Below are 16,282 nucleotides of genomic sequence, written 5' to 3'. Positions count from 1 at the left end.
GGCGTGCTTGTCCACAGTCCGCCGCTGCCCTCAGTCGGCCGGCACAGTCCCGGAGCCGGCCTCCGCCTCGGGCCGCTTCTCCTTCACCAGCAGACCCGCGACGAACGGGAACACCAGCACCGTGAGCGCACCGCCGGTGACCATGACGGAGGCGGTGGTCGCACTGATGAGACCCGAGGACGCAGCGATCTGCGTGACCGCGACGATGAGCGGCAGCCCGGTGGCGGAATAGAGGCCCAGTGCGATCTGCTCCCGCGGATCCGTGAGCCCGGAGCCGGTGGGCGTGAACCTCTCCCGTGCGCACACCACGAGGCCGCGCACCACCGCGATGACGCACACGAAGCCCAGCAGCATGGGCCACTCGCTCAGCACGGCGCCCAGGTCGATGCCCATTCCGCTGGTGACGAAGAAGACCGGGATGAGGAAGCTGAACCCCACGATCTCGACCTTGTGCGCGATCTCCTGGCCGTGGTCCGGCGCCACCGCGCGGAAGGCGACGTTGAGCAGGAGACCTGCGGCGAATGCGCCCAGTGCCACGTCGAGGTCGAGCACCGCGGTCAGCAGCATGAGCGTGATGAGGATGAACACCGTGAGGCGCAGCGTCGTCTGCATCGTGGTGTTGGACGCCGCCGCCACGGCCCGGCCCAGCAGCGGAATGCGCCGGAGGATCCTCGCCGGGGTCACCACCGTGATGACCGCGGCCGCCATGAACAGCAGCAGCACGAGTGCTGCCTGCCAGGTGCCGTGGCTGGAGAGCAGCAGGGACATCGCGAGGATGGGCAGGAGCTCGCCGTAGGCACCGTGGACCATGGCGGCCGCACCCAGCGGGCGGCTCATGAGCCCGGAGTCCTTGAGGATGGGCAGCAGCGTGCCCAGCGCCGTGGAGGTCGAGGCGATGCCCAGGACGATCGCGACCTGCACCTCGCCCTGCGTGAGCAGGAGGCCGGCCGCCGTTCCGAGCACCGCGCAGATCACCCACGTGAGAGCCGCATGCCGTCCCTGCCTCCCGCGCATGTCTGCGGGGCTCACCTCGAAGCCCGCGAGCAGGAACAGGAAGCCCATGCCCAGCTCACGCAGGAACTCCACGGCCTCCGTGGGCGCCGCCAGCCCCAGGGCGTGCGGACCGATCAGCACGCCGAACGCCAGCAGCCACACGACGTCCGGCACACGGCGCCGCACCACGAGCGCGCAGACCGGGGCCAGCGCCGCCGCGAGCAGGATCCACCAGACGGAGAGCAGGTTGTCGACGAGGAGATGGCCTTCAGGCATGAGAAGAAGGCTACCGCTCAGTTCGAGGCCGCTGCGCCTCCGGCGACGCTCGCCGCCACTGCCGCGCCGATCGCCGCCTGGATGCCTGCGATCGCAGAGGCCACGGCCTTCCCACCTGCCGAGGCCTCGACCGGCAGCGCCTCCGTGAGTTCGTCGATCCGCTTGTGCGCCTGGCCGCGCCGCATCCCGGCGGCCTCGAGCTCCGCCTTGAGGACGTGCGGAGCCGCGCCGAGGCTCTTGAGGACACTGAGGATGAGCGCATCCGCCGCTGCCGGGCGGGCGCCCTGCAGCGCAGCGAGCAGCCGGGCGCGGGTGTCCGCCTCCGGCCGAGCGTCCAGGGTGGGGTGCTTCTCCGGCACGAGACCGAGCATCCGCTTCCCGACCACGCCGACGATGCCGCGCTCCGTCAGTCCGTCGACGATCGCCTGCCGAGGGTTGAACCAGCCGGCCACGACGACTGTGCTCACGGCGGTGGGCTTCCTGTCCGCGAGCGCCTCGATGCCGAACGCCAGCGGCGGCGACTGCTCCCGCAGCGCTGCGGTCGAGGCGGGGTCGGCCTCAGCAGCGAGGCTCACCTTGGTGCCGCCCCAGCGGCCGGGCTCCACCGTGAGGCACTGGGCCAGGGTGAGGTCTGCGAGCAGACCGGCGGCCAGGCCGTAGTCCCGGTAGGAGACCCACGGCTCGGTGCCGCCCTCGTCCGTGGTCAGCAGCAGGAACAGGTCTTCGCAGATGAGCATCGTCGATTCGCTTTCCTCGTGGCCGCGCGGGCACGGCCGGTCTCCACCCAGTGTGCCAGCCGGGGAGTGAGGCGGCGGCTGTACGCTCGCTCCGTACGGCACATCGCCCGAGGCCCTGCCGAAGCAGAACGCCGTGTGATCAGTTCCCCCAGCCATTTCGCGAGAAACGGCTGGGGGAACTGATCACACGGCGAAGAGCAGCGCGGCGAGACCGCGGCTCAGCCCGCAGAGATCCGCGGCTCAGGCCTCGGTGAGCACCTTCTCGTACACGTCGAGGCCCGCGTTCAGCTCCTCGGCGGTGATGTTGAGCGGCGGCACGATGTGGAGGCGGTTGAAGTTCACGAACGGGAGGATGCCGCCTGCCTTGAGCTTGCCCACCACCTCGTTCATCTCCGCGGAGGCGCCGCCGTAGGGCGCCAGCTCCTCGCGGGTCTCCTTGTCCCTGACGAGATCGATCGCCCAGAACATGCCCGCACCGCGCACCTCGCCCACGATGGACGACTTCTCCGCGAGTGCGCGCAGACGCGGGCCGACGACCGTCTCGCCCAGGTGCGCGGCGTTCTCCACCATGCCCTCGTCCTCCATCGCGTTGATGGTCGCCACGGCGGAGGCGCAGGCCAGCGGATGGCCGGAGTAGGTGAGACCGCCGGGGTAGGAGACATCGGCGAAGGTGTCGTAGATGTCGTCGCTGATGGCGACACCGCCCAGCGGGATGTAGCCGGAGTTCACACCCTTGGCGAAGGTCACGAGGTCCGGGACGACGTCGAAGTGCTCGAAGGAGAACCACTTGCCGGAGCGGCCGAACCCGGCCATGACCTCGTCCGCGATGTAGACGATGCCGAACTCGTCCGCGAGCGCACGCACGCCCTGCATGTACTCCTTGGGCGGGATCATGATGCCGGCGGTGCCGGGGATGGACTCGAGGATGATCGCAGCGATGGTCTCCGGCCCCTCAAGCTCAATGGTGCGGCGGAGGTGCTTGAGGGCGCGCTCGGTCTCCTCGGCCTCGGTGGTCGCGTGGAACTCCGAGCGGTACAGGAACGGACCGAAGAAGTGGACCACCCCGGCGTCGCCGGCGTCGTTGCGGAAGCGGCGCGGATCGCCGGTGATGTTGATCGCCTGCTCCGTGCCGCCGTGATAGCTGCGGTACCGGGAGAGCACCTTGCGGCGGCCGGTGTGCAGCCGCGCCATGCGCACGGCGTGCTCCACCGCGTCAGCGCCGCCGTTCGTGAAGAAGATGTGGTTGAGGTTCTCCGGCAGACGTTCGGAGATGAGGCGGGCCGCCTCGGAGCGCTTGTCATTGGCGTGGGCCGGGTTGATGGTGCACAGCACGTCGGCCTGGTCCTTGATGGCCTGGACGACCTTGGGGTGCTGGTGGCCGATGTTCGTGTTCACGAGCTGCGAGGAGAAGTCGAGGAAAGGCCTGCCCTCGCCGTCGTAGACGTAGGAGCCCTCCGCCCGGGAGATCACCATGGGCGTGATCTGCTTCTGCGCGGACCACGAATGGAAGACGTGCGCCCGGTCCAGGTCGTAGGCGCGCTGCGCATCCGCGCGCAGCTGCTCGAGCTCGTCCTCGTTGAATTCCAGCACTGGGGTTCCCTCCTCCTGCTCCCGGTCCGCGCTCCCGGTGAGCGCTCACGTGCGGCACACCCGCCGACCGGAGACTGCGATCACAATACGCGTCCACAATAGGGGGCCGGATGCCCGCTCAGCACCTCGTCTCCACGTGGCGGGACGGTGCGCCGGCGGCCTCCGGAGGCGGGCCCTGAGAGCACCTGCATCTGCCGGGAGCGCCGGGGCTGCAAAATGGACCGGGCCGCCTCCAGGCCGGGGCCGCCAAGAGGCCCGAGGCCGCCCCAGGCCATGCCTGCCGATAAGCCATGCCTGCAGATAGGCTCGGGGAATGGCTGAGACGCAGGAGTACCGGACGCTGCGGGGTGCTGCGGAGGCGGAGATCGAGATCAAGCACTCCCGCTTCCTCGGGCTCGTCGCGCCCGTGGCCTCCGAGGAGGAGGCGCGCACGCTCATCGCTCAGCGCCGGTCCGCGCACCCCAAGGCCCGCCACCACTGCACGGCCTTCGTCCTCGATCCGGACGCGAGGACGCGGAGGTTCAGCGACGACGGCGAACCTGCGGGCACGGCGGGCGCACCCATCCTCGACGTGCTCACCGGCAGAGACCTCACCTATGTGCTGTGCGTCGTCACGCGGTACTTCGGGGGAACCCTGCTGGGCGCCGGCGGGCTGGTCCGCGCGTACGGAGAGGCGGCCTCGGCAGCGGCGGACGCGGCGCGGATCGACACCTTCGCGGAGCGCACTCCCCTCACCCTCACGGCCGACTACGCGCTGGCCGCGGCCCTGGAACGCGCCGCTCGGTCCGCAGGCTGGAGCACGGAGGCGGAATACGGGGCCGAGGTCGCCCTCACCCTGTTCGTCCCGCCGGCAGAGCTGGACTCTGGCCTGCGCACCCTCGCGGATCTCAGCGCCGGATCCGCCGAGGCCACGGCGGGTGAGAACGTCTGGGCGCGGGTCTGAGCAGACGCGACCCGGAGCAGGGTGCCGTCCCGTCCTCGGTGGCGAGGGCCGAGGCGGTCTCCGGCGGCTCCTCTCCCACAGGTGAAAGAAGCGCGGCGATCCCGTGATCGCCCTGAGACCCGAGCGTCAGCTGGGTCACGGTCGCGGACGTCGTCGCTGATCAGGGAGGAGGGCCTGCCGACGGCTGTCAGGGTCCATTCAGCCTGCCGTCCGGCCGGTCAGGTTACCCCCACCGGCATGAGGGACACTCGTCGGATCAGACACTTGGAGGACCATTGACTTCGCATCAGGACGATCTGCCCCGTGCCTGGGATCCCTCGCGGCGCGAAGGCGCGAGCCGTGATCGTGACCTGTATGAGGCCGTTTCCACGCAGGCCGGGTCGGGCGGCTCTGCCGTTGCGGCCGCGCCGCTGCCCTCGCAGACGCTGCCTCTCATCACCGAGGAGCTCATGGCGGCGCAGGAGACGGGTGCGATAGGGGCGCAGCGCGGCACCGCTGCCGCCGTCCCCGCTGCGGCATCGGCTCCCGCCGGGGATTCGGGCCCCGCCACGGAATCAGACTTCGGAGGCGGAGCGGCCGCTGCCGGAGGGCCCGCGTCCGCCGGAGGCCGCGCAGTGCCCGATCCCGCAGGTGTGGAGAACGCCGGAGCCGAGGCGGGTGCTGAGAGGGACGAGGCGGGGAAGAAGGAGAAGAAGGACGGCGGCATATCGGTCACGCAGCTGCTCGCCGGTGCGGGTGCGGCCGCCACGTCCTCGGTCATCGGCGGTCAGCTGGGCGTGGCCGGAACGGTGGCGGGCGCAAGCGTGGCGAGCATCGTCACCGCCCTCGCCGTGACGCTCTACAGCAAGAGCCTCGACAAGGGCAAGGAGAAGATCAAGGAGGTCGGCACCAAACTGGTGCAGACGGAGCCGGGAGCCTCCGGCCGCGGTGCCGGACGCAAGGGCGCGGTGCGTCGCTTCCCCAGCACTGGCGCCGGTGCGCTGGGAGTGCATGACGGCCGCCCGGAGGGGCCTGCCCAGGGCCGGAGCGACGGTGAGGACACAGCCGAAGGAGACAGCCCGGCCGCCGGAGAGACCGAAACCGCCCAGACCGGCAGCGGCCCGCAGACCTGGATGCAGAAGCTGCGGCGCAGGCGGGTCCTGTACCCGGTGGCGATCGGCGCCGTGGTGTTCGGCGTCGGGCTGGGCGCGGTGGTGATCGCCGAATCCTTCACCGATGCCGACATCTCGCCCGGCACCTCGCAGATCTCCAGGTCCGTGTCCGGCGGCTCGGCGGATGCGGACGACGGCTCCGGGGACGGCGCAGGCAGCCGCAGCGACTCCGGGACCGGCACCGGAACCCGGAACGGCGGCACGGACCAGGGCGGCGCTGACAGTGGGACCGGGACCGGCAGCGGATCCGGAGGGGACACGGACACCGGTGAGTCGGGCGCGGGGCAGGGAAGCGGTTCCGAGGGCTCGACCGGAGAGGACGGCGGGACCAGCGGTTCCGAAGGGGATTCCGAGGGCTCGGGCAGCGGTTCGGGGACCTCGAGTGGTTCCGGCGGGACCGGCGGTGGCTCGGGCGAGTCCGGGTCCGGTTCGGGCAGCTCCGGCTCGGGTTCGGCCGGGTCGGGTTCCGGGTCCGGCTCCAGCGGTTCCGGGGCGGGGGACTCCGTGTCGCAGGGCGAGGCGAACGGTTCGAGTGGAGCGGATTCCGGCAGCTCGCGCACGGCGGCACACGGGGCTGGCGGAAGCGGTTCCGCCCCAGGGGCCTCGGCGTAGGGCCGCGGGATCGCACACGGGCGACACGCACCGCACGGCGCTTACCCGGCCCCGGCGTGCTCCCGCTCTCGCGTGGCCCGTGGCCCCACCGGCTCTCTGCGCGTGGGGGCTGGGCGCAACGGCGATGCGAAAGTGCCCCGCTCTTCGTGAGAAGAGCGGGGCACTTTCGTTTGGCGACCCTGAAGGGACTTGAACCCTCGACCTCCGCCGTGACAGGGCGGCGCGCTAACCAACTGCGCCACAGGGCCTTGCTTGCACGGCCAGGATGCGAACATCCACCGTGCGGCACACGAGACCCCCGGAGAACCGGGGGAACTGTGCAGTGGCTCCGACCGGCGTCGATCCGGTGACCTTTCGATTTTCAGTCGAACGCTCTACCAACTGAGCTACAGAGCCGTATTCAATTTGGACCGAATATGCCGGCCGGAGAGCAGAAGGAGTCTCCTCACGGAAACCCCTCCCACTGCTCTGCGACCCTGACGGGACTCGAACCCGCGACCTCCGCCGTGACAGGGCGGCGCGCTAACCAACTGCGCCACAGGGCCATATTCTCTTGTGTGCGGGCACGAGCACCCATCGTACACGTACCCCCAACGGGATTCGAACCCGTGTCGCCGCCGTGAAAGGGCGGTGTCCTAGGCCTCTAGACGATGGGGGCCCAGCAGTCACCGTGCCTGCTCGGCTCGCGACCTCCGTAAGCTTACCCTCTCGGATGACCCCAGCGCAAAGCCGCAGCGCACCGATCGCGCGTGACTCTGCTCACCCGCCCTCCGGCGTCACTCACCGGCCCTCCCCGCGTCACGGAAGGTGCCGCGGGGTCCTCCTCCGGCATCACGGCTCGGCCTGCCGAGCACCTTCACTAGACTCCTCCCATGGACCTCAGCGAGATCAGCGACGAGCTGTTCGACCGCCTCGTCGACGAAGCGCTCGAGGACGTCCCGCCGGGCGTGCTCAGGCACGCGGACAACGTGGCGTTCTTCGTCCAGGACGATCCCCCGCCGGAGACGCCGGAGCTGCTGGGCGTCTACGACGGGGTCCCCCTCACGGAACGGGACTCCGGCTCGTTCAGCTTCGTCCCGCCGGACACCATCACCCTCTACAAGCACCCTCTCATCCGCTTCTCCGAGGACGCAGACCATCTGCGTGAGGAGATCCTCGTGACGATCGTCCACGAGATCGCCCACCACCACGGCATAGAGGAGGACCGGCTCCACGAGCTGGGGTGGGGCTGAGACCCGCTCGCGCACACCACCGGACTGCTGCGCCGGCACACCGCTCACCGCAACACCCACTGTCGGGAGCCGAGGGAAAACCCCTGGTCCGAGGCCCGTCATGACGCTGATTTCGCTCACGGTCCGAGAATCTCGTATCGTGACGGCATCATGTCCCGTCAAACCAAAGTCGCTGCAGCGACTCCGGCAATCCGAGTGCTCAGCCTCGCCGGCGTCGAGTTCTCCGTACACGAGTTCGACCACGATCCCGCCGCCCGCCGCTACGGCAGTGAGGCATGCGAGAAGCTCGGCGTCGAACCTTCGCGAGTCCTGAAGACGCTCCACATCCTCGTCGACTCCACGCCGGTGAATGCGCTGGTGCCTGTCTCCGGCCAGCTCGATCTCAAGGCACTCGCCTCCGCAGCCGGCGGCAAGAAGGCCGTCCTCGCGGGCATCGCCGAGGCCGAACGCCGCACCGGCTACGTCACCGGCGGCATCAGCCCCATGGGACAGCGCGCCTCCCTCCCCCTCTTCATCGACGAGTCCGCCGTCGCCCATTCGACCGTACTGGTCTCAGCCGGCAGGCGCGGTCTCGAACTCGAGCTCCGCCCCACGGACCTCGTGATGATCACCAACGCCACCGTCGCACGGATCGCCAACCTCGACTGACTCCGGCGGGCGGGGACAGCCCTCCGCTCACCTGCCGCGGCCCCCCGCCCCACGTGCAGCGCAGACGCACGCGGGAGCGGCCCGGGCACGATCACGAACCGGTGTCATCGCCGTCTCACCTCGGTCACGCCCGTGGAACACTTTCGTCATCGACGGGAACAGAACGACCGAAGGCAGGACGCACCCGTGTTCCCGGGCTACCGTCGGAAGGACCGCGGATCGCACGGGATGCCCGGCCGGCACCGGTGTCGGCGACGACTTCGCACCCGCCAGGACGATCCGCTGCCCGGAAAGGCAGAACGATGAGAACCCTGAAGAGCACAGTCCTCGCCGTCGCGGTCGCTCTCACCTTCACCGGCTACGGCGCCGCAGCCGCATCGGCGGCACCCGCTCCCGCGGAGACGACCTCGGCCACGGAGGAGACGGCTCCGCCCGCAGACGGGACCGAGGACACGGCGACCCCCACGGACGACGCCGGGAACCCGCCCGACGAGAGCGCAGAACCCACGGAGGAGAGCACGGAGGAGGCGACGGAGGACAGCACGGAAGAGGCCGCAGAACCGGCGCTTACCGTCTCACCCACGACGCTCACCGACATCGAGTTCCTCGAGGACGGCGTAACCGCCGAGGCCACGGGGCTCGACCCGGACACGGCATACACCGTCCAGGTCACGGCCGACGGCGGATACAGCGTCCGGCCGGAGAGCCTGCACTCCGATGCGGACGGCCGAGCAGCCGCCCAGCTCCACCCTGCGACCACCGAGGTGGCGATCCCCGGCACGCACACCGTGGAGGTACGCGACGCCTCCGGCGCACTGGTGGCCGCGGCAGACCTCACCCTCACGGAGGAGGAGGCTCCCGCCGAACCCCGCGTCCAGACCGATCGGGACACGATCAGCGTCTCGGAGCTCGAGGCGGACGGGCTGGGCTTCTCCGGCACAGGGTTCGAACCACATCAGGAGGTCGTCGCCACCGCCGCCTACACGACCTCCGGCACCCTCTACCTCGAGGAGCTCACCGCTGACGCGAACGGCGTGCTCACGGGCTCCGTCCGTCCGGACGGGGTGGAACCGGAGCCCGGCGAGGTCGAGCTCTCCGTCCTGGAGAGCGGGGAGGGCCCCAGCGTGCTCGCCCGCACCGCGTTCACGATCACGGGCGACGATCCCACCGGCGAGCCGGAGACCGAACCGAGCCTCACGGTGGATCCGACGACGATCAGCGCCGAGAGGTTCGTGGACGCGGAGAACGGCGGGGTGACCCTCGCGGTCAGCGACTGCGCACCCGGTGACCTCGCGACCTTCACGGTCACCGCCGCGGAGGACTCGGACGTCGTCGCATACGAGGACACCCGGGAGCTCGACGAGGACGGTGCGGGCGCCGTCCTCATCTACGGTCTCGACACGTCGCGGCCGGACCTGTACACCGGCGCCTACGACGTGACCGTGCGCTGCCCCGGCTTCGCAACGCTCACCGGCGGCTTCGAGGTGACCGGCGCACAGGACGGCGGCGGATCCGAGGCCGGCGGCAGCTCGATGCCCCGCACGGGAGCGGAGCTCACCGGACTCGCGCTCGGCGCCGGACTGCTGGCCCTGGGCGGCGCGACGCTCATGATGAGCGCAGGGCTGGGACGGAACCGCCGCACCCGGTGATCCGGTGATCCGGTGAGGACGGTACCGGAGCACGGCGCCCCGGCGCAGGAGGCTCCATCGGCTCCCGTTCCGACGGGGCTCGGTGGAGTTCCTGCGCGCCCGGTCCCGTTTCCCGCGCCGGCAGAACCGCGGCACTGCGGCTCATCACGTCTCCGCCTCCTGCGAGAATGAGGCGTGCCCACCTCCGTCTTCGCCCTCCCCGCCACCCTCGTTCTGCTGTGCGGCCTCACTCTCGCAGGGTGCGCCGCGCAGCCCGCGAACGCCCCGCAGTCACTCCCCTCCCACTCCCCGCAGCCGGCACACGCCCAGTCCTCGGACGCCTCGGGCACGGCGCCCGAGGCCGGCCCCTCCCAGACCGCAGCATCTGCGAACACCGCATCCGTGGGCACAGCGCCTGCGCCCGGGGCGTTCGCGCTCCCGCCCACCACCGGGGTCTTCGACTACCAGCTCGGCGGCGCACACCCGACGGCGGACGGCCGGCCGCTCGACGTGGTCGTCCGGGATGCCTCCGCGGCTCCGCAGCCCGGCGCCTACAGCGTCTGCTACGTCAACGCCTTCCAGACCCAGCCGGACGAGTCCGCGGAGTGGCTGGCCCGTGACGAGGAACGGCTCCGCCGAGGCAGTGCTCCTCTCCTCCTGCGCACCCCCGCGGGAGAACCCGTCCGCGACCCCGACTGGCCGGACGAATACGTGCTGGACCCGTCTGCCGAGGAGCAGCGCGACGGCATCCTGGAACACCTCGCGCCCGTGATCACGGCCTGCGCGGACGACGGGTTCGACGCCGTCGAGTTCGACAACCTCGACACCTGGACGCGGTTCCCCGCGATCAGCGAGGCGGGTGCCGGCGCGCTCGCACGCAGCCTCACGGCGCAGGCGCACGCGGCGGGTATGGCCGCCGGACAGAAGAACGCCGCCGAGGTCGCCGCCACGGCCCAGCACGACCTCGGCTTCGACTTCGCCGTCACGGAGGAATGCGCCGTCTGGGACGAGTGCCGGGCCTACACGGACGTCTACGGCGAGCACGTCCTCCAGATCGAGTACCCAGATGCCCTCGCCGAGGCCGGACTCACCTTCGCGGAGGCATGTGCCGCCCCCGGCCGCGCTCCGCTCACCCTCCTGCGCGACCGCGGACTCACCCCGCCCGGCGACGAGGCCCACGTCTACGCCGCCTGCTGAGACGCACCTGTTGAAGGGCACCGCCTGCTGAAGGGCACCTTGCGGGCTTCGCTCATTCCCGGACGCGCACCGGCCGCGGCGCAGGCCGCAACACAGGCCGGCGCTCCGGCGGCCGCACGTCAGTTCGAGCGGGCCAGCAGGCGCAGGTGCTCGACCTGGTGGAGGTACCGCGCGAAGATCTCGCCGGCCTCGTCGTCCTCGCCCGCGGCCAGCGCAGCGATGCACTCGACCACCAGATGGCGCATCCGACCGTGCCAGTGCACCTCGGACAGCCCACCCAGATCCAGCTCCAGGACCGCATTCACGTCGAAGCCGTCCAGCCATTCGCTGAACTCCCCCACCACCGCGCTGGCACCGGAGGGCACACCCTTCTCCGCGAGCATGTCCCGCGTCCAGTCCACCCGCGCGGAGCTGCGCACCAGATCGCACCTCACCCGCACCCGCAGGCTGCCGTCCTCGCTCTCGTCCTCGACGACCTCGTCCTCCTCGTCGTCGAACGCGAGCCACCACTGGAACGGCACGGTCCACGCCGAGACCTGCGAGAACACCCGGTCACCGCGCTCCTCGCGCAGCCACGACATGCGTTCGATCGCAGCCTCGCGCCGCACCCCGCGGGGCACGAGCGGGTCGAGCAGAGCAGGGGGAACGTTCTCCTCGAGCTCCTGCAGAGCACCCCAGGACAGCACCTCCTGCTGCACGGGCCACGCGCGGGTGATCCCGTCGCGGGTCTCGGAGGCGGGCAGATAGATGCGCGTGCCGGGCGTCGCCTTGGGCACGGGCGACGGAGGCAGCACGAGCAGGCGGCGGTCGGCCTCGGCCCGCAGATCCTCACGGACCTCGTCGTCGTTCGCGGACACGGCGTCGGACTCCCACGCCGGATGTGCGAAAACCGGCTCGAAGACGCGCAGGTAGACCTCGTACGGGCGTGAGAACGACATGCCCCTCAGCTTATCGGCCGGTCTCAAATCTCCGTATCCGCGCGTCGTGCGCCTTCCGGCGGGCTCCCGTCCGCCGGGACACCCTCGTACCGGGGCAGAATGGCCCCCTCTCTTCATTCCGGGTAGAATCCCCCAGAGTACGTGCACATTACAGACCAGGGACCTCATCCCACCCTGGATGAGCAACGGAGGGGGTCAGGCCAGTGGGTCGTGGTCGCGCGAAGGCGAAGCAGATCAAGGTCGCTCGGAAGCTCAAGTACAACAGCCCGGAGACAGATCTGAGCGCACTTCAGAGGGAGCTCGGCGGAGAGGCTGCGCACGCGGACAGCTACGGTCCGGACGGATTCGAGGACGACTACTCCGACTACGCGGAGAAGTACGGCGAGCCGGACGAGGACGAGGACGCCGCACGCTGATCCCAGCAGGCTGCACACGTCTCACGGAGTTGCCACCGCCTCACCGGCCATCGCGTCACGGTCGGCTGAGCATCAGGTGCAGGAGGAAGGGACCGGACCGCATCCGGTCCCTTCTCCGCATTCACCCTGGTGCCATTCGCCCCGGAGCCCGGACCGCCCGCTGACGCACGGCCCTCGCCGGGCACCGACGCCGCCCCTCGGCAGCACGGTCAGCCCATGACGCGGACCCGCGGCGAAGGGCCTCGGCGGAATGGCCTCTCAAGCGACGCCGCCGAGGCCGTGGGCCGCTCAGACCAGGATGGCCCCACCGGCGTCCACGCCCTTGGCACCGCGCACATAGGCCTCCTCGCGGGTGAACGCGCCGTCGTCCGTCCGCACGTCTCCCAGCACCCAGGCGCCGGGATAGGCGTGCAGCACCTCGTCCACCCGGGCCCCGTCCACGGCCAGCACCATGCCCACGCCCAGGTTCCACGTCCGTTCCCGGTCCAGCAGGGGCACTCCGCCGAGGTCGCCCAGCACGGAGAACACCGGCGGGATCTGCCAGGAGTCGCGGCGCATGACGCCCACCGTGGACCGCGGCAGCACGCGGGCCACATTGGCGCTGAGGCCGCCGCCGGTCACGTGCGAGATCGAGTGGACTGCGCCGGGCAGCTCCTCCAGGAGGGCCAGCAGCGGACCGGTGTACACACGGGTGGGGGTGAGCAGCTCCTCCCCCAGCGTCCGGCCGAACTCCGGGACCTCGCGGCCCAGGGACCAGCCGGCATCGGCGATGATCCGGCGCACCAGCGAGTAGCCGTTGGAGTGCAGGCCCGAGGCCGGCAGTCCCACCAGCACGTCGCCGGCGACCACACGGTCCGCGCCCAGCACCTGGTCCGCCTCGACCACACCGGTGGCCGCACCGGCGACGTCGTACTCGTCGACGCCCAGCAGGCCGGGGTGCTCCGCCGTCTCGCCGCCCACCAGGGCCACACCCGCACTCCGGCAGGCCTCCGCGATGCCGCGGACGATGGCCGCGATGCGCTCCGGCACCACCTTGCCGCAGGCGATGTAGTCCGTCATGAACAGCGGCTTGGCACCCAGCACCACGATGTCGTCGACGACCATGCCCACGAGGTCGTGGCCGATCGTGTCGTGGATGTCGAGCTGCTGCGCCAGCGCCACCTTGGTGCCCACGCCGTCCGTGGACGTCGCGAGCTGCGGGCGGCGGTAGTCCTTGAGCGCCGAGGCGTCGAAGAGCCCGGCGAACCCGCCCACCCCGCCCACGACCTCGGGCGTGTGGGTTGCGGCCACGGCCGCCTTCATGAGCTCGACCGCCTTGTCCCCGGACTCCACGTCCACGCCGGCGGAGGCGTATGTGGTCTCGTGATCTGCCATGGTCAGCACCCCCTGCGTGTGAGTTCGAATCCCGGGTTCTCGACGGGGATCGGATACTCCCCGGAGAAGCACGCCGTGCACAGCGTGTGCGCCGGCTGGCGCGTGGCCTCGACCATGCCGTCGATCGAGATGTAGCCCAGGCTGTCCGCGCCCAGGGACTTCGCGACCTCGTCGACGGAGAGCCCGTTGGCGATGAGCTCCGCGCGCGTGGCGAAGTCGATGCCGTAGAAGCACGGCCACTTCACCGGCGGCGAGGAGATGCGCACGTGCACCTCCGCCGCGCCGGCCTCGCGCAGCATGCGGATGACGGCCCGCTGGGTGTTGCCGCGGACGATCGAGTCGTCGATGATGACGAGCCGCTTGCCCTCGATGTTCTCGCGCACCGGGTTGAGCTTGAGGCGGATGCCCAGCTGCCGCAGCGACTGCGTGGGCTGGATGAAGGTGCGGCCCACGTAGGCGTTCTTCATGAGGCCCTGGCCGAACGGGATGCCGGACTCCTCCGCGTAGCCTACCGCCGCAGGCACTCCGGACTCAGGCGTGGCGATGACGAGGTCGGCGTCGACCGGATGCTCACGAGCCAGTGCCCGGCCCATGTCCGCGCGTGCGGTGTGGACGGTGCGGCCCGCCAGCACGCTGTCCGGGCGGGCCACGTAGACGTACTCGAAGACGCAGTGGGCGCGGTCGGGCTCCGCGAAGCGGTAGGAGCGCAGGCCGTCCTCGTCGATGGCGATGAGCTCGCCGGGCTCCACCTCGCGGACGAAGCTCGCGCCCACGATGTCCAGGGCCGCAGTCTCCGAGGCGACCACCCAGCCGCGCTCCAGCCGGCCCAGGGCCAGCGGGCGGACGCCGTGGCGATCGCGCGCGGCGTAGAGCGTGCCCTCGTCCATGAAGACGAGGCTGAAGGCGCCCTCCAGCGTGGGCAGGAGCTCCTGTGCGGACTCCAGCAGCGTCTGCCCGCCGGCGGAGCCGAACAGCTCCGTGATGAGCGAGGTGTCCGAGGAGGAGTCGCGGTGCGGGCGCGTGCGATGGGTCTTCTGCGTCGCCTCGGCCACGGTCTGCCGGTGGTGGTCCCGCGCCGAATCCGCGAGCGTCTCCAGCGTCTCCGCGTTGGTGAGGTTGCCGTTGTGGGCGAGTGCCAGGGTGCCGAAGGGCGTGGGTCCCAGGGTAGGCTGCGCGTTCTCCCAGGCCGAGGCCCCGGTCGTGGCGTAGCGGGTGTGGCCCACGGCGATGTGGCCGGGCAGCGTCTGCAGGTCCGACTCGCGGAAGATGCGGGAGACGAGCCCCATGTCGCGGTAGACGAGGATCTGCTCGCCGTTGCTGGCCGCGATGCCGGCGGACTCCTGACCGCGGTGCTGCAGTGCGTAGAGGGCGAAGTACGTGAGCTTCGCGACCTCCTCGCCGGGCGCCCAGACGCCGAAAACGCCGCACTCCTCGCCGGGAGGCAGGTCGGGGAGTTCAGGGGATTCCGGGGATTTCCGGGAGCCGGAAGCACGGTCGGAGGGGTCGGAGTGAGGGCTGCGGTCCGTTCGGGACAGATTCACTGCTGGCACGGGGACATTGTTCCACACTCCCTCGCGCCCCTACCGACGCGTCCGGGCGTGAGACCGTGTCCGGGCCGCTTCCGCCGCCTCCGGGTGCACGGAGTGCTCGCGCCGCGCATGGGGCCGCGCCCGCATATGGGCTCATCCACGTATGGGCTCACCCCGCGTACGGACTCGCCCGCACACATATACGTGACTGGCACGGCCGGTGAGCGGGGCTTCGAGTTCCGACACACCGCGTATGGGCTCTCCCGCCCACATAGATGCGGGCGGGAGGACCCGTCACCGGGCCCAGGGGCGGGCCCCGTCGCCGGGTCCGCGGGTGTGCGTCCGCGTTCAGGAGCGGAGCTCCTCCGGCGGGGTGCCCGAGGTGCCGGTCGCCTCCGCGGACGTGGTCCCTGCCTGCCGCGCGGCCTCGGCGGCGGTGTCCGCGGCTCCGGCTGCCGGCCCTGCCGCTGTGGGTTGCACGGCCCCGGCGGATGGCGCTCCGGCGACCTGTGCGTCCTCGGCGGCGGCCCGTTCCGCTGCGGCCTTCCGTTCCGCTTCGGCCTTCTGCTCCGCTTCCGCCTTCTGCGCTGCCGTGCGGCGGCGTGCCACATACTCCGCCTGCACCGTGTACCGGCGGGCCTTCTTGAGGTTGCGCCGGTCGATGACCAGGGCCACGAAGCCGCCGAGTGCCGCCCCCACGATGCCCAGCAGCATCATGAGGATGCCCAGCACGGCGCCCTGGGAGTAGTCGGCGGTGAGGTCCGAGGTGTCCACCGGCAGCACGGAGAGGATCCCCGCCGCGATGAACCCCACCAGGACACCCATGATGATGAACATCGAGTACTTGGGGCTGCGACGGACCTCGACCTCGAGCTCGTCCGTCATCCGGTCCCTGTTGTCGTCCATGAGCTCCCGCTTCGCCGGCTGCCTGCAATGCCGATCCAGTCTAGTGGGTGCCCCGGTGGAGGCCTCTCAGCCCAGGAGGAGTGCGGCAGCCCGCTGGACCACAAGTTACGTC

14 protein-coding genes and 4 tRNA genes are annotated in these 16,282 nt (G+C 70.8%); 7 read left to right on the top strand and 11 right to left on the bottom strand.

Annotated features, from left to right (window positions below; translation table 11 throughout):
• Positions 1–30: 30 nt before the first annotated feature.
• From ABD240_RS09020 to ABD240_RS09010, 3 genes are all read right to left on the bottom strand, one after another.
• A complete protein-coding gene (locus tag ABD240_RS09020) occupies positions 31–1,269 on the bottom strand; it encodes a cation:proton antiporter (RefSeq protein WP_344336927.1) in 1,239 nt (412 codons plus the stop codon).
• A 17-nt stretch (positions 1,270–1,286) separates the two neighbouring features.
• Positions 1,287–2,006, bottom strand: coding sequence for a GOLPH3/VPS74 family protein (locus ABD240_RS09015; protein WP_291798959.1), 720 nt, complete (start codon positions 2,004–2,006; stop codon positions 1,287–1,289).
• Positions 2,007–2,246: 240 nt separating this feature from the next.
• A complete protein-coding gene (locus ABD240_RS09010) occupies positions 2,247–3,596 on the bottom strand; it encodes an aspartate aminotransferase family protein (protein WP_291798961.1) in 1,350 nt (449 codons plus the stop codon).
• A gap of 313 nt (positions 3,597–3,909) precedes the next feature.
• On the opposite strand from ABD240_RS09010, the gene ABD240_RS09005 reads away from it, so the two are divergent.
• On the top strand, positions 3,910–4,539 hold the full coding sequence (locus tag ABD240_RS09005; RefSeq protein ID WP_344336926.1) for an IMPACT family protein: 630 nt from the start codon (positions 3,910–3,912) through the stop codon (positions 4,537–4,539).
• Between the two features lie 275 nt (positions 4,540–4,814).
• Positions 4,815–6,302 (top strand): hypothetical protein, encoded by a 1,488-nt coding sequence (locus ABD240_RS09000; RefSeq protein WP_344336925.1) that lies wholly within the window; start codon positions 4,815–4,817, stop codon positions 6,300–6,302.
• 171 nt (positions 6,303–6,473) lie between these two features.
• Here ABD240_RS09000 and ABD240_RS08995 read toward each other — a convergent pair.
• The 4 genes from ABD240_RS08995 to ABD240_RS08980 all read right to left on the bottom strand — a co-directional run bounded on the left by ABD240_RS08995 (position 6,474) and on the right by ABD240_RS08980 (position 6,960).
• Positions 6,474–6,550, bottom strand: a tRNA-Asp gene (locus ABD240_RS08995).
• A 75-nt stretch (positions 6,551–6,625) separates the two neighbouring features.
• Positions 6,626–6,698: transfer RNA gene (locus tag ABD240_RS08990), tRNA-Phe, on the bottom strand.
• Between the two features lie 75 nt (positions 6,699–6,773).
• Positions 6,774–6,847: transfer RNA gene (locus ABD240_RS08985), tRNA-Asp, on the bottom strand.
• 40 nt (positions 6,848–6,887) lie between these two features.
• Positions 6,888–6,960 (bottom strand) — tRNA-Glu (locus tag ABD240_RS08980).
• 214 nt (positions 6,961–7,174) lie between these two features.
• On the opposite strand from ABD240_RS08980, the gene ABD240_RS08975 reads away from it, so the two are divergent.
• The 4 genes from ABD240_RS08975 (at position 7,175) to ABD240_RS08960 (ending at position 11,007) form a co-directional block, all read left to right on the top strand.
• Positions 7,175–7,534 (top strand): metallopeptidase family protein, encoded by a 360-nt coding sequence (locus tag ABD240_RS08975; protein ID WP_344336924.1) that lies wholly within the window; start codon positions 7,175–7,177, stop codon positions 7,532–7,534.
• 150 nt (positions 7,535–7,684) lie between these two features.
• Positions 7,685–8,182 carry a Cys-tRNA(Pro) deacylase gene (ybaK, locus tag ABD240_RS08970; protein ID WP_291798970.1) on the top strand — a complete coding sequence of 166 codons (498 nt, stop codon included), beginning with the start codon at positions 7,685–7,687 and terminating at the stop codon, positions 8,180–8,182.
• A 302-nt stretch (positions 8,183–8,484) separates the two neighbouring features.
• Positions 8,485–9,831 carry a hypothetical protein gene (locus tag ABD240_RS08965; RefSeq protein WP_344336923.1) on the top strand — a complete coding sequence of 449 codons (1,347 nt, stop codon included), beginning with the start codon at positions 8,485–8,487 and terminating at the stop codon, positions 9,829–9,831.
• Between the two features lie 174 nt (positions 9,832–10,005).
• Positions 10,006–11,007, top strand: coding sequence for an endo alpha-1,4 polygalactosaminidase (locus ABD240_RS08960; protein WP_344336922.1), 1,002 nt, complete (start codon positions 10,006–10,008; stop codon positions 11,005–11,007).
• A gap of 119 nt (positions 11,008–11,126) precedes the next feature.
• On the opposite strand, the gene ABD240_RS08955 is transcribed toward ABD240_RS08960, so the two are convergent.
• Positions 11,127–11,945, bottom strand: a complete 819-nt coding sequence (locus ABD240_RS08955; protein ID WP_291792807.1) for a DUF8083 family protein — start codon at positions 11,943–11,945, stop codon at positions 11,127–11,129.
• A 203-nt stretch (positions 11,946–12,148) separates the two neighbouring features.
• Here ABD240_RS08955 and ABD240_RS08950 point away from each other — a divergent pair, with 203 nt between their 5' ends.
• Entirely contained in the window at positions 12,149–12,361 is a 213-nt protein-coding gene (locus tag ABD240_RS08950; RefSeq protein WP_291792810.1) for a DUF3073 domain-containing protein, read from the top strand.
• Between the two features lie 288 nt (positions 12,362–12,649).
• Here the strand turns inward: ABD240_RS08950 and purM are convergent, their stop codons facing one another.
• The 3 genes from purM to ABD240_RS08935 all read right to left on the bottom strand — a co-directional run bounded on the left by purM (position 12,650) and on the right by ABD240_RS08935 (position 16,170).
• On the bottom strand, positions 12,650–13,735 hold the full coding sequence (purM, locus tag ABD240_RS08945; protein WP_344336921.1) for a phosphoribosylformylglycinamidine cyclo-ligase: 1,086 nt from the start codon (positions 13,733–13,735) through the stop codon (positions 12,650–12,652).
• A gap of 2 nt (positions 13,736–13,737) precedes the next feature.
• Positions 13,738–15,180 (bottom strand): amidophosphoribosyltransferase, encoded by a 1,443-nt coding sequence (purF, locus tag ABD240_RS08940; RefSeq protein WP_344336950.1) that lies wholly within the window; start codon positions 15,178–15,180, stop codon positions 13,738–13,740.
• Positions 15,181–15,612: 432 nt separating this feature from the next.
• Positions 15,613–16,170 carry a hypothetical protein gene (locus tag ABD240_RS08935; RefSeq protein ID WP_291795242.1) on the bottom strand — a complete coding sequence of 186 codons (558 nt, stop codon included), beginning with the start codon at positions 16,168–16,170 and terminating at the stop codon, positions 15,613–15,615.
• Positions 16,171–16,282: the final 112 nt, after the last annotated feature.

This window comes from Brevibacterium salitolerans, assembly GCF_039531405.1.
GTDB lineage: Bacteria > Actinomycetota > Actinomycetes > Actinomycetales > Brevibacteriaceae > Brevibacterium > Brevibacterium salitolerans.
The sequence above is the reverse complement of the archived record's forward strand: the minus strand, read 5'-3'. Positions and strand labels throughout refer to the sequence as shown.